Source organism: Streptomyces sp. W16 (genome assembly GCF_033194735.1).
In the GTDB taxonomy this organism is placed as follows: domain Bacteria; phylum Actinomycetota; class Actinomycetes; order Streptomycetales; family Streptomycetaceae; genus Streptomyces.
Map to the genome: position 1 here is coordinate 1 of NZ_JAWOAI010000290.1, position 12,530 is coordinate 12,530.

Here is a 12,530-nt window from a genome sequence, read left to right on the forward strand (position 1 = left end):
GCCGCCGTCCGTGCCCAGCGACAACGGGCCCGCGCCGAGGGCAACCGCCGCCGCGCTCCCGCCACTTGAGCCACCCGCCGTGCGCGAGGGGTCGTGCGGGTTGCGGGTGATGCCGGACAGCGGTGAGTCCGTCACGCCCTTCCAGCCGAACTCCGGGGTCGTGGTCTTGCCGATGAACACCGCGCCGTGTTCGCGGAGTCGGGCCACCGAGGGCGCGTCCTCTTCCCAACTGCCCTGCTCCGCAATGGTTTTGGAGCCGCGCAGGGTCGGGGCGCCGCGCTGCACCAGGATGTCCTTCACGGTGACCGGGACGCCGTCCACCAGCCCGGCCGGCTCGCCGCGCCGCCAGCGCTCCGCCGACTCGGCCGCCCGCGCCAACGCGCCCTCCGCGTCCAGCCGTACGAACGCGTTCACGACGGGCTGGATCTCCTCCGCCCGGTCGAGGATCGCGCGGGTCGCCTCCACGGGACTGAACTCCCGCCTGCGGTAGCCGTCCAGGAGTTCCACGGCGGTCAGCTCGGTGAGTTCGGTCGTCATCCGGCCCTCCAGAGTGGGGAGTTCAGTGCCCCGGTACGTACCCACGCTTCTTGTCGACCACGTTCCGCAGTGGCTTGCCCGCCGCCCAGCGCTCATACAACTCCACGAACTGCGCGCCGAGTTCGTCCCGCCAGCCGACCGTGTCGCCGCTCATGTGCGGGGAGACGATCAGCCCCGGGACCTGCCACAACGGGCTGTCGGGGGTGAGGGGTTCGGTCTCGAAGACGTCCAGCGCGGCGCCCGCGATCCAGTGCTTGGTGAGCGCCTCCGCGAGCGCGTCCTCCACGAGGAGCTGGCCCCGGCCCACGTTGATGAAACGGGCCGAGGGCTGCATACAGCCGAACCGGCGGGCGTCGAACATGCCCCGCGTCTCGTCGGTCAGCGGGGCCGCCGAGATCACCCAGTCGGCGCGGGCCATCAGCCGGTCGAGCTCGCCGGGGCCGTGGATACCGGTGCGCGGGGTGCGGCCGACCAGCGCCGTCGTCACGCCAAGTGCCTTGAGAACGCGGACGATCGCCCGCCCGATCGGCCCGGAGCCGACCACACAGGCACGGGTCCCGGCCACCCGCTGTGCCTCGCGGTGCCGCCAGGTCCGCTCGCGCTGGAGGTCCAGTGTCCTCGGCAGGTCCTTGGCCATCGCGAGGACGAGGGCGGCGACGTACTCGGCGATCGGGTCGTCGAAGACGCCGCGCGCGTTCGTCACCACCGTGTCGGAGTCGGCGAGTTCGGGGCACATCAGGTGGTCCACCCCGGCGCCGGCGGTGTGCACCCAGCGCGGGCGCGGACCCTCACCCGGCCAGGCGGAGCGCACCGCGCGTGAGGCGAAGTCCCACACCAACAGGACGTCGGCGGACGGCAGTTGATCCGCGAGTGTCGACGCGTCGGCGTGCTTCACGCGTACGCGGCCGGTGAGCTTTCCGAGGCGGGGGAGCGGGTCGGCGTCCAGGACGAGAAGGGTGGGCGGGGCAGCGGGAGTTGCGGTCATACGGAGCCGTTTCTCGCGGGAAACAACCGGGGTGCGGCCGTCTGACATGCGCGGATTGACCACGCTCGCACTCGAACCTACCTTCGTCAACACGGACGCCCGCACGGACCGTTGTCACCCCGTTTCTCTTGGTGAGGCCGGTGTAGCCATGCACGTTTCCTTCCTGGGCGGACCCCGCCCGCAGCGCGGTGTCGGTGTCGTCGCCCCCTTCGACTTCGCGCTGGACCGCGAGTTGTGGCGCTGGGTCCCCGACGACATCTCGCTGCACCTCACGCGGACGCCGTTCGTGCCCGTCGAGGTGAGCCTCGACCTGGCCCGCCTGGTCAGCGAGCACGAGACCCTGCACGACGCGGTCCGCACGCTCAACGCGATCGCCCCCGAGGTCGTCGCGTACGCCTGCACCTCCGGGAGCTTCGTCGGCGGGATCGCCGGGGAACGCGCGATGTGCGAGGCGATGACCCGGGCCGGCGAGGTCCCGTCCCTGACCACCTCGGGCGCCCTCCTCGACGCCCTGACCGAACTGGGCGCCCGCCGTATCGCCCTGGTCACGCCGTACACGGTGTCCGTCACCCAGTCCCTGGAGGACTACCTCGCCGAGGCTGGCGTCGAGGTCACCGGCCGCGCCTTCATGGGCCTGACCAGGCACATCTGGAAGGTGCCGTACCGAGACGTCGTGGACATGGCCCGCCAGGCCGTCCGGGGCGCGGCCGACGCGCTCTTCATCAGCTGCACCAATCTCCCGACGTACGACGTGATCCCCCAGCTGGAGGCAGAACTCCGCATACCGGTCATATCCGCCAACCAGGTCACGATGTGGGCAGCCCTCCGCCGACTGGGTACCCGTGCCGTGGGCCCCTATCAGGCGCTGCTGGACGAGTCGGCGCGCCACCGGGGGCCGGTACTGCCGGAAGAACGCCAGGAAGGCTGGTCATGACCGCACTCGGATTCCTCTACCCGGGCCACTCCGCCGAGGACGACTACCCGCGCATCGAACAGCTCCTCGGCAGCGACATCCGCCTCGACCTCGTCCACACGGACATCGGCGAGGACGCACACCGCGTGGACGCGCTCCTGGAGATGGGCTCCCCCGAACGCCTCACGGCGGGCGTCGAGGCGCTGCGCATGTCCGGCGCCGAGGCGGTGGTCTGGGCCTGCACCAGCGGCAGCTTCGTCTACGGCTGGGAGGGCGCCCACGACCAGGTGCGCGGCCTGGCCCGGGCGGCCGGCCTGCCGACGTCGTCGACGTCCTTCGCCTTCGTGTATGCGGCGAAGGAGCTGGGGGTGCGACGGGTGGCCGTAGGAGCGACGTATCCGGACGACGTGGCGGCGCTCTTCGCGGACTTCCTGCGGGCCGGGGGAGTGGAACCGGCCGTGGTGCGCGCCTCCGGCATCATCACTGCCGCCGAGGTCGGCACCTGGGGCCGGGACGAGGTGCTGGCACTGGCCCGGTCAGTCGACGGCCCGGACATCGAGGCGGTCCTCCTGCCGGACACGGCCCTGCACACCGCAGGCCATCTCGCCGACCTGGAGAAGGAGTTGGGCAAGCCGGTCCTCACGGCCAACCAGGTCACGGTGTGGGAGGCGCTGCGGCTGGCGGACCGCAGGGTCAACGCGCCGGCCCTGGGCGCGCTGTTCACGAGGGAGCCGCTCGTGCAGGTCGGCTGAGCCGCCCGGCCGGGTTCCGGGAATAAACCGGAGACAGCCTCCTGTTAGCCCGGGCAGACACCGCACAGCTCACAACAGGAGGCACCCACCGTGGCGGCAGACGACGAGGTCCGGAGCGCGACCGACGAGATCCGGGGTACGGCGCAGGGCAGCGCCCCCGTCCCCCTCTCCGTACTGGACCTGGTGACCGTGGGCGCCGGCCGCACCGCCACGGACGCGCTCCGTACCAGCGTGCGGATCGCCGAGCTCGCCGAGTCCCGCGGCTTCCACCGCTACTGGGTCGCCGAGCACCACTCGATGCCGGGCGTCGCCTCCTCCTCGCCCGCCGTGATCCTGGCCCACCTCGCCGCCCACACGGACCGCATCCGCCTCGGCTCGGGCGGCGTCATGCTCCCGAACCACGCCCCGCTCGTCATCGCGGAGCAGTTCGGCACCCTGGAGGCGCTCGCCCCGAACCGCGTCGACCTCGGCCTCGGCCGCGCCCCCGGCACCGACGGCGCCACCGCCGCAGCCCTGCGCCGCACCGACCGCCTGAACGAGGGCGCCGACGACTTCCCCGAGCAACTCGCCGAACTCACCCGCTTCTTGGACGACGACTTCCCGGACGGCCACCCCTACGCCCGTATCCACGCGGTCCCCGGCCCGATCCAGTCGACCTCGCCCGGCGGCGTCCAGTCCCCGCACCGCCCGCCGATCTGGCTCCTCGGCTCCTCCGGCTTCAGCGCCCGCCTGGCCGGCATGCTCGGCCTGCCCTTCGCCTTCGCGCACCACTTCTCGGCGCAGAACACCGTCCCGGCGCTCGACCTCTACCGCGAGTCGTTCCGGCCGAGCGCGGTGCTGGACGCGCCGTACGCCCTGATCGGTGTCTCCGCCCTCGCCACCGAGGACGAGAAGGAGGCCCGCCGCCAGGTACTGGCCGCGGCCCTCAACATGGTCCGGCTGCGCACCGGCCGTCCCGGCCTGGTGCCCACCCCGGAGGAGGCCGAGGCGTACGAATTCAGCCCCATGGAGCGGGAGTTCATCACCTCCTGGAACGCCAACGTCATCCACGGCACGGTCGACGAGGTCCGCACCGGCCTCGACGACCTGCAAAAGCGCACGGGCGCCGACGAGTTGATGCTCACGTCCCACGCCCACAACGCGGACCTTCGCCTGCGCTCGTACGAACTGATCGCCGACGCCTATGGGTTGACGGCCGATCAGGAAGCCTGATTGCAGGCCTTCGTCCCCAGCAGCTCGGAGATACGATCCGGCGCCACCGGGCGGGAGTACAGCCACCCCTGTCCGGTGTCACAGCCGATCCGGCGCAGCCGGGCGGCCTGTGAAGAGGTCTCCACGCACTCCGCGGTCACCGACAGGCCCAGCCGGTGGGCGAGTTGGATCATCGCCTCGACGATGACCTCGTCGGCCGGGTTCGGCGGGACGCCCTCCCCTTCGTACTGGAAGCCCCGGACGAAGGACCCGTCCAACTTCAGGACGGAGACCGGGAGTCGGCTCAGGTACGCCAGGTTCGAGTAGCCGGTGCCGAAGTCGTCGATGGCGATGTGCACACCCATGTCGCTGAGGGCCTGGAGCGCCTGCAACGGCCGGCCCGCCGAGCCCATCACCGCGGACTCGGTCAGCTCCAACTGCAGCAGATGCGGGGCGAGTCCGGTCTCGGCGAGGACCTCCGCCACATCCGCGACCAGATCCGAGTCCCACACCTGGCGTACGGCCACGTTGACGCTCACGAAGATCGGCGGCTCGTCCGGGTGGTCGAGCTGCCAACGGCGGGCCTGGCGGCAGGCGGTGACCAGCACCCAGCGGCCGAGCTGCACGATCGAGCCGTCCTCCTCGGCCAGTCCGATGAACCGATTCGGCGTCAGCATGCCGAACTGCGGGTGATTCCAGCGGACCAACGCCTCGACCCCGCGCAGCCGTCCGTTCTCCATGCCCACCAACGGCTGGTATTCCAGGGTGAATTCACCGCGCTCGATGGCCGGGCGGAGGGTGGAGGCGAGGGCCTGGCGGGTCATGCGGTGGGCGTTGCGCTCCGGATCGAACAGCGTCCAGCGGGACTTGCCGTCGGCCTTCGCCCAGTACAGCGTGGTGTCGGCGGCCTGCATCAGACCGGTGGCCGTCGTACCGGCCGCCTGCCGCTCGACCACACCGATCGACGCCGACAGCGACAGCCGCTGCCCGGACAGGTCGAAGGGCGCCTGCAGCGCCTTGAGCACCGACTCGGCGAGATCGGCCAGTTGGTCGGTGCCGGTGGAGTCCTCGACGAGCAGCGCGAACTCGTCGCCGCCGAGCCGCGCCACCAGCGGGACGGTGGCCCGGGCAAGGCCCGCCTCGTCCGCGCACCGCGTCAGCCGCTCCGCCACGGCGGCCAGCAGCCGGTCGCCGACCCGGTGGCCGAGGGTGTCGTTGACCGCCTTGAAGCCGTCCAGGTCCAGATAGCACAGGCCGATCCGCCCGGTGCCGCCCTGCTCGTACGACTCCGCCTCCAGCGCGGCCGAGAGCCGTTCGAAGAACAGGGTCCGGTTGGGCAGCCGGGTCACCGGGTCGTGCATCTCCAAGTGCCGTAGCCGCGCCTGGAGTTCACGGCGGTCGCTGATGTCGGTGAGTGACAGCAGTACGCCGTGCTCCGCGGCCGGCAGCGGTGCCGCGGTCACCTGCACCCACAGGGAGTGCCCGTCGGGGTGCTTGACCCGGCGGGTGCGGCTCAGCTTGGCCTGCCGGCCGCGCAGCACCTCGCGGTAGGCGTGCCAGGTGCGGGCGTCCGACCTCAGGTCCACCAGATCGGCCGCGACCAGCCCGGCGAGCGCGGCACCGCCCTTGCCGAGCAGCGCGCCGAACGTGTCGTTGGCGCTCACGACCAGCCCCTCGCGGTCCACGACGGCCATCGCCAGGGGGGACGCGGAGAAGGCGGACCCGAGACGGCCGTCCGCGGGAAAACTGACACCAGGCGATGCCTGGCCATTACTCTCTGTTACGGCCGGCCGGATGAGGTCTGCCGCGGGTGCCGGCCCTTCGGACGTTCCGCTCACCGCTCGCTCCCGCAGTGCACTCGATCTTCGGATGGGTCTCGTCGGGATGGCCGACCGGGTGGGAGGCCGCCGTGCCGTGTCCGTGCAGGAAAGTGTGCCGATCATAGAGGTTGGCCCCCGGCCCTTCCAGCCACTTCCCAGTGTCCCGGAACAACGGCCCGTTCCGGCAGATCGATTCCGCCCGCACCTGGACGGGTTCGCCAAATGGCCGACCACATGTGACGTTCCGTGAGTGTTTCCGGATGTCGGCCCGGGCGTGTCTCAGCCGTCCCGGGCGGCCCCCTCACTCTTCTGGTGCAGATAAACAAGGCATACCCCAACAAACCATCACAGGCTGGGTGTCGGTGTCCCGCGAACCGCTCCCGGAGGTCCAACGTGCCGTGTCAGCTCCCCCTCAAGGGGCTCTCCCGTACGGCGCTCAAGGGGCTCAGCCAGTGGCGGACGCGCCCCCGACTGCGCAGCACCGCGGCCGTGTTCACCACGATGTCCGCGCTCGCCGCGACCTCCATCATGTCCAGCCAGTCGGTCGCCGAGCCCTTCTCGGGCACCCCCTGCGCCCTCAAGCGCACCGACGCCCATCACTCCGAGGGCCTGGACACCTGGAACGCCGCCTACCCGCGACCCGTCCGCCCGCTCGACGCGGTGATGATCTTCCTCTCCTTCCCCGACGCGACCCCGCGGACCACCCCCGCCGAACTGGCCGCCGACCACTTCCCGGCCACCACCCGCTTCTACGAACGCGCCTCCTACGGCAGGTTCACGCTCCGCCCGCACCCGCTGCGGAACTGGATCCGCATGCCGAAGCCGTCGACGTCGTACGCCATACAGCGCGACTGGAACCCGGTGAACCGCGCCGCGTATCTCCGCGACGCGCTCGCCGCCGCCGACCCGCGGGTCGACTTCGCGCGCTACGACGTCGTCTACTTCGTGGCCGATCCGGACGCGCCCGGGGTGGACTCGGACGCGACGAAGGTCGTCAACCTGGACACCCCGCTGCGGGCCGACGGCACGGACATCCGGCGGGTCGTCACGGTCTTCGAGAAGCACCCGCCGGACCGACTGGTCCTCGCCCACGAGACGGGCCATGTCTTCGACCTGCCGGACCTCTACCACCGGCCGGTGGACGGCAAGGGCGACTGGGACACCTATGTCGGCGACTGGGACCTGATGGGCAGCCAGTTCGGCCTCGCCCCCGACCTGTTCGCCTGGCACAAGTGGAAGCTGGGCTGGCTGGATCCGCGCCAGGTGGTGTGCGTACGGGGGCCGGGGCCGACCCGGCTGACCCTGGAACCCCTGGCCGCAGAGCCCCCGACGGCAGGCAATGCCGGATCGCCCGCGTTCGGACTCGGCCTCGGCGTCAAACTGGCCGTGGTGCGGACCGGCACCGACAGCGCGCTCGCCTTCGAGGCCCGCAGCCCCGTCGGCAACGACAGCACGGCCTGCAAACAGGGCATCCTCGTCTACCGGGTACGCGGCGGCGCGGCCTCCGGAAGCGGCCCGATCGAGGTCGTCGACACCCATCCCCGCACCGAGGCCTGCTGGGAGACCTCGGTCTACCCACCCCTCGCCGACGCCCCGGTCGCCCTCGGCGAGAACTTCACCGTGCCCGGCGACAACGTACGGGTGGCGGTGGAGGGGCGGACGGATTCGGGGGCCTGGACGGTGACGATCACGCCGGGGGACAGGCCCTGAGTACCGGGTACGCCAAAGGGCCCCTCGCTCTCGCGAAGGGCCCTTCACAGGTGCGCCGCCAGGGACTCGAACCCCGGACCCGCTGATTAAGAGTCAGCTGCTCTAACCAACTGAGCTAGCGGCGCCTGCTGACGTCGTAGACCTTAGCATCCTGATCGGCGGGAGGAAAAATCGATATGCGCACGGTCGCGCGGGCGGCGCGCACGGCCGCCCAGAGCAGGATTTCCGCGCCGGGGAGCCAGGGGCGGCGCGTGTCGGGAGCGACCAGCCAGCGGGAGTCGAACGGCGCGGGATCGGCCGCGCCGACCAGCGCCGGGACCGTGACCGCATCGCCCTTGCCGTGGCACAGCAGCGGCGGGACCGACCCCATGCGACCGCAATCCGGGGCATCCGCGCCCCACTCCTCCCAGCCCAGCAGCGAGGGCAGCCGCTGAGCCGTCCCGGGGGTGGCGAACAGGAGCATCCGGCCCCGGTACGTCGCGACCGGCCCGGAGCCGGGACCCTCGTCCCATAAACGGTCGACCATACGGCGGCCGAAGATCGCCGGAGCGCTCACCACGTCGAAGGCGGAGCCGCAGGGCAGGACGACCGGGGCGTCCGGCCGCTCCCGCCACAGGGCGAGCGTGCTACGCGGATACGTTCCTGCCGAGGCGAGCCAGGCGGCACCGTCCGGTGTCACGCCCGAGATGTCGAAGCGGTCGGCGAAGGGTTCGTCCTGTGCGCTGCTCATGGCGAACAGATCTACCGGCCGTGAGCGCCCGCTCTCCGAGAGTTGCCCGAAATCGGGACAGGAGGGGGCGGGAGGGAGTATCTTGCCCGCCGGGCATATGCCAAAAGTTATGCCAAAAGCTATGCCGAAAACCCCCTCGTCCCTCGGGTCACACCGGGTCGGCGCCCCCGCTGTCCCGCCCCTCGGTGCCGCGCAGCAGATCCCGCCCGAACTCGACCATCTTCTTCGCGTAGTCCTCGGTCCACCCGGCCCGCTCGGCGATGTCCGCCGGCGTCAGCCGGTCGAAGCGGCGCGGGTCGGCGAGCTGCGCCGCCGCGATCGCCTGGAACTCCACCGCGCGGTCCGTCGCGGCGCGGAACGCGTGCGTCAGCTCCGTCGCCCGCGCCAGCAGCGCGCGGGGGTCGTCGATCGACTCCAGGTCGAAGAAGTGCTCCGGGTCCTCGGCCGCCTGCGCGGGCTCGAAGAGCAGGGGCGCGGGGCGTAGCCGCGATTCGTTGCGACGCGGCGTGTGCTCCGCCATGTCTTCTCCTCCTCGTACGTCACGGATGACCCGCCTCACGAGCCGGACCACCGTCCATTGTCTCCCGACCGCGCAAGAGGCCCCGGGCATACCACCGGGGCACGGTCCCGGGACTCTCAAGCCTCCCGGATCCCGCGATGTTCCCCGAGGCGCGATCCGAGATCGCACCGCGTGATTGGCTTCCCAGCCGTCAGGGTCTCCACACCACCCGGTGTTCTGCCAGATGCGCGAGCACGGCGTGATTGGCCTCCCACCCGTCCGGGCTGTATCCATTGGCCGCCTCCGGCGGCGTGCCGGACTCCGTCCGGCGGCAGGGCGGCCGGGCGCTCGCCGGCCCGGCGCCGGAACGCCGGTTCACGGTCTCCAGACCACCCGGTGTTCCGCCAGGTGCGCCAGCACCGCGTGGTTCGCCTCCCACCCGTCCGGGAACTTCACCGTCACCCCCAGCTGCACCGGCTCCGTCGACGGATGATCGTCCAGCAACTCGCTCACCCCCGCCCGGCAGACCACGATGCACGCGTGCCGGTGCCGGGAGGCCAGGACGCAGAGGCGGCCCGTCTCCAGGTGGAAGGCGGTGGCGTCGGGGCGGCCGGAGAGGGGGTGGAGGACCACCGTGACGTCGAACTCCCGCCCCTGGAGCCGGTTCGCCGTGTCCACCGTCACGTCCGTGACGCCCAGTTCCGCCAGCGCCGCGCGGACCGCCGCCGCCTGGTCCCGGTGCGCGGTGCCGACCGCGATCCGGTCGGCGGTCAGGGGGGTGGGGTCGGGCGAGCGCTCCGATGTGGCCGCGCCACCCCGGTCCAGCAGGCGTCGTACGACCGTCGCCACCGCCCGCACCGCCTCCGGGTCCGTGCGGGGCGTGTGGCGGGCGGGGAGTTCGAGCAGGCCCCAGCCCGACTCGGCAGCCTCGTCGATCACCCGGTCCGGGCCCGAACCGTCCGACGGGACACCGAAGTTGAGCCGCCGGTCACCGTGGTCCGTGCCGCTGCGGAAACGGGTGTACGGGTAGAACGCGTTCGAGACGAGCGGGGCCGCCGAGGCAGGGAGCCGCCACGACACCGGCAGGCGGTGCTGCGGCAGTTCGGGATTGTGCGCGAGGAGTGTGGTCACGGCCGAGGCCGAGGGGTCGTACGACAGGCCCGCCCACTGCTCCGCGCCGACGATCGCGAACGGGTCCAACTGCCCCGGGTCGCCCACGAACAGCGCCCGCTCGAACAGCCCGGCCACGGCCAGCAGCGAGTCCGAGCGCATCTGGTACGCCTCGTCGACGATCGCGTGCCGCCACGGCTCGTCGACTTTGACGTGCGCCCACTTGGCCGCCGTCGAGATGACGACCGGGAGCCCGGCCAGCTCACCCGCCTTCGCCGACTTCCGTACGTTCGGCAGGTCGTCCAGCGCCTTGTCGTACGGGTCCGCGTCACTGCTGTGGAGGCGGCCGACCAGCAACTCGCCGTTCTTCTCGGCAAGCCGGACGACGAGGTCGTCGACCTGGGCGTTGGTCTGCGCGACCACCATCAACGGCCGCCCGGCGTCGGCCAGTTCGAGCGCCGCGCGGACGACGAGGGTGGACTTGCCTGCGCCGGGCGGGGAGTCGACGACGACGCCGCGCGCGGTGCCGTGCAGGGTGTCGCGCAGGATCGCGTCGGTGGCGCGGCCGGCCTCGGCACCGGGGTCGAAAGTCGTGTCCGGGGTCACAGGACGTCCTCCTCGGTCACCGGGTCGGCGGACTCCTGCACGGCACTCTCCTCGCCCGGCGGCCCGCCGTGCGTCCACGGTGTCTCCTCCTGGTCGGGGAGTTTCGCGCCGCCGCGCTGCTCGTGTTCGAAGAGTGTGAAGCAGAGCCGGTCGCCCTTCTCCGGCACGGAACCGGTCTCCGGCTCCTTGCCGCGCCCCATCTTGTCGACGACCCGGAGGACGATGAGGGCACCTTCCTCCTCGTGGCCCACGAACTCCGCGGACTGCGGCTTGCCGCCCAGTGACCGGAACACCTTCGCCCGCTCCCCGAGATGCGGCCGGTCGTCCGTGCGCACGGTCACCAGCGGGCGCGGGCGGGGGCTCTTGCCCTCGCTGTACGCCATGAGGACATCCGTGACCTCGCCCGCGAACGCCTCCCCGGCGAGCCGCCGCCCGGCCATCACCAGCGGGTCGTCCAGGGCCTCCTGGGCGTCCAGGCGGGCCTGTTCGCGCTCGCGCGTGGCCAGCTTGTTGGCCGCCGTGACCGCGTCGTCGCGGCGCGGCTGCGGGGGCTCACCGGCCACGATCCGGTCGCGGTGACCGGTGAAGGACCAGCGGTCGCGGGTCCACCGGTCGACGGCGTGCGTACCCTCGGGCAGCGCCCGCAGCAGATCGAGCCCGTGCCACACCGCGTCCCAGGTGGGGCGGGTGACGCTCTCGACGAGGGCCCTGATCTCCCGCTCGGCGGCGGTGAGTTCACCGAGCCGGTCGTCGGCCTCCAGGCCGTCCTCGGCAGCGGCGAGGGCGGTACGGGCGCGGTCGTAGCGCTCGATGGCGGGGGCGAGCAGCTTGTTGTCGAACGCCGGGTCGGTGGCCGGGCCCGCCGGCGGGCACACCAACTGGCCCTGCGCGTCCCGCCGTAGCTCCGCGTCGAGCGCGGCCTCGGCACCGGAGACACCGTCCGGCGGGTCGATCCAGGCGAGCAGCGCGCCCAGGTGCTGGTCCTCCAGGCTGGACTGACCGGCCGCCCAGTGCCGGCCGAGCACCTCGGTGAGCGCGAGCAGCAGCGCCGAACCGGGCACCCGGGCCCGCTCCCCGAAGTGGGTCAGCCAGCGCCCGACCAACGGCACGTGCGGGGGCGCGGGATGCGGGGTCTCCGGGTCCTGCTCGGCCGTACGGCGAAAGCGCATCGAGCGGCCGAGCAGCCGGACCAGCTCGATGCCCGCGCGGCTCGGCACGATCAACTGCGGGGCGTCCGCGCACAGTTCGACCTCGACCTTGACCCGCTTGCCGGTCTCCGGATCGGTCTCGTTGCGCTCGGCGGCCTCCACGTCGTCCGCGAACGTGTCGATGTACGGCAGGACCACGTCCGCCAGTTCGGCCAGGAACGCGAACCTGAGGTCGCGGTCGCGCGGCTGCGGTACGACGAGCAGCCGCGGCGCGTCCCGGTCCGTGCCGACGAGCGCACCGAGGGGCGCGCCGGCCTCACCGGCGGTGGTGAGCGGCACCAGGACGAGGGGGTGCTCGGAGAGGTGCCGGTGGCGGACGGTCGCGGAGGGCTGGGCGCGGCCGGTGCGAACGGCCTCCAGGCGGGCGAGTGTTGAGATCAGAGACATGCGGCCCCCTCCTGCCGCTCGTCCAGGACTCCCTGCCGGGTTTCCGCGTGCTCCAGGTGGGGCGCGAGCGCCTCGGCCCGCA

At 72.1% G+C, this 12,530-nt stretch carries 11 protein-coding genes and 1 tRNA gene; 4 read left to right on the top strand and 8 right to left on the bottom strand.

Annotated elements, in window-relative coordinates; genetic code table 11:
- Window positions 1-537: amidase family protein (locus R6V09_RS31690; RefSeq protein WP_317884894.1), on the bottom strand; the 537-nt coding region annotated here is incomplete at its 3' end.
- A 22-nt stretch (window positions 538-559) separates the two neighbouring features.
- Entirely contained in the window at window positions 560-1,522 is a 963-nt protein-coding gene (locus tag R6V09_RS31695) for a D-2-hydroxyacid dehydrogenase (protein WP_317884895.1), read from the bottom strand.
- 148 nt (window positions 1,523-1,670) lie between these two features.
- Between R6V09_RS31695 and R6V09_RS31700 the strand changes: the two genes are divergently transcribed.
- The 3 genes from R6V09_RS31700 to R6V09_RS31710 all read left to right on the top strand — a co-directional run bounded on the left by R6V09_RS31700 (window position 1,671) and on the right by R6V09_RS31710 (window position 4,399).
- Window positions 1,671-2,456: a maleate cis-trans isomerase family protein gene (locus R6V09_RS31700; protein WP_317884896.1), complete on the top strand. Its 786-nt coding sequence runs from the start codon at window positions 1,671-1,673 to the stop codon at window positions 2,454-2,456.
- Complete coding sequence (locus R6V09_RS31705; RefSeq protein ID WP_317884897.1) at window positions 2,453-3,187, top strand: maleate cis-trans isomerase family protein; 735 nt, start codon at window positions 2,453-2,455, stop codon at window positions 3,185-3,187. The genes R6V09_RS31700 and R6V09_RS31705 overlap by 4 nt, the downstream gene beginning before the upstream one ends.
- Before the next feature lie 90 nt (window positions 3,188-3,277).
- The gene (locus R6V09_RS31710) at window positions 3,278-4,399 is read left to right on the top strand and encodes an LLM class flavin-dependent oxidoreductase (protein WP_317884898.1); all 1,122 of its coding nucleotides are present in this window, start codon (window positions 3,278-3,280) and stop codon (window positions 4,397-4,399) included.
- On the opposite strand, the gene R6V09_RS31715 is transcribed toward R6V09_RS31710, so the two are convergent.
- A complete protein-coding gene (locus R6V09_RS31715) occupies window positions 4,387-6,216 on the bottom strand; it encodes a putative bifunctional diguanylate cyclase/phosphodiesterase (protein ID WP_317884899.1) in 1,830 nt (609 codons plus the stop codon). The genes R6V09_RS31710 and R6V09_RS31715 overlap by 13 nt on opposite strands.
- Window positions 6,217-6,591: 375 nt before the next feature.
- Here R6V09_RS31715 and R6V09_RS31720 point away from each other — a divergent pair, with 375 nt between their 5' ends.
- A complete protein-coding gene (locus tag R6V09_RS31720) occupies window positions 6,592-7,908 on the top strand; it encodes a M6 family metalloprotease domain-containing protein (protein WP_317884900.1) in 1,317 nt (438 codons plus the stop codon).
- Window positions 7,909-7,959: 51 nt separating this feature from the next.
- Here R6V09_RS31720 and R6V09_RS31725 read toward each other — a convergent pair.
- From R6V09_RS31725 to R6V09_RS31745, 5 genes are all read right to left on the bottom strand, one after another.
- A tRNA-Lys gene (locus R6V09_RS31725) sits at window positions 7,960-8,033 on the bottom strand.
- Window positions 8,024-8,638 (bottom strand): bifunctional DNA primase/polymerase, encoded by a 615-nt coding sequence (locus R6V09_RS31730; protein ID WP_317884901.1) that lies wholly within the window; start codon window positions 8,636-8,638, stop codon window positions 8,024-8,026. Before R6V09_RS31730 ends, R6V09_RS31725 begins: the two co-directional genes overlap by 10 nt.
- Before the next feature lie 148 nt (window positions 8,639-8,786).
- On the bottom strand, window positions 8,787-9,158 hold the full coding sequence (locus R6V09_RS31735; RefSeq protein ID WP_317884902.1) for a hypothetical protein: 372 nt from the start codon (window positions 9,156-9,158) through the stop codon (window positions 8,787-8,789).
- Between the two features lie 354 nt (window positions 9,159-9,512).
- Window positions 9,513-10,853: an AAA domain-containing protein gene (locus tag R6V09_RS31740; RefSeq protein WP_317884903.1), complete on the bottom strand. Its 1,341-nt coding sequence runs from the start codon at window positions 10,851-10,853 to the stop codon at window positions 9,513-9,515.
- Window positions 10,850-12,448 (bottom strand): hypothetical protein, encoded by a 1,599-nt coding sequence (locus R6V09_RS31745; RefSeq protein WP_317884904.1) that lies wholly within the window; start codon window positions 12,446-12,448, stop codon window positions 10,850-10,852. The genes R6V09_RS31740 and R6V09_RS31745 overlap by 4 nt, the downstream gene beginning before the upstream one ends.
- Window positions 12,449-12,530: the final 82 nt, after the last annotated feature.

What these genes read in the sequence shown, in the direction of transcription:
- R6V09_RS31745 (WP_317884904.1), bottom strand. Translation starts at nt 12,448, where the DNA reads ATGTCTCTGATCTCAACACTCGCCCGCCTGGAGGCCGTTCGCACCGGC.
- R6V09_RS31735 (WP_317884902.1), bottom strand. Translation starts at nt 9,158, where the DNA reads ATGGCGGAGCACACGCCGCGTCGCAACGAATCGCGGCTACGCCCCGCG.
- R6V09_RS31695 (WP_317884895.1), bottom strand. Translation starts at nt 1,522, where the DNA reads ATGACCGCAACTCCCGCTGCCCCGCCCACCCTTCTCGTCCTGGACGCC.
- R6V09_RS31730 (WP_317884901.1), bottom strand. Translation starts at nt 8,638, where the DNA reads ATGAGCAGCGCACAGGACGAACCCTTCGCCGACCGCTTCGACATCTCG.
- R6V09_RS31705 (WP_317884897.1), top strand. Translation starts at nt 2,453, where the DNA reads ATGACCGCACTCGGATTCCTCTACCCGGGCCACTCCGCCGAGGACGAC.
- R6V09_RS31700 (WP_317884896.1), top strand. Translation starts at nt 1,671, where the DNA reads ATGCACGTTTCCTTCCTGGGCGGACCCCGCCCGCAGCGCGGTGTCGGT.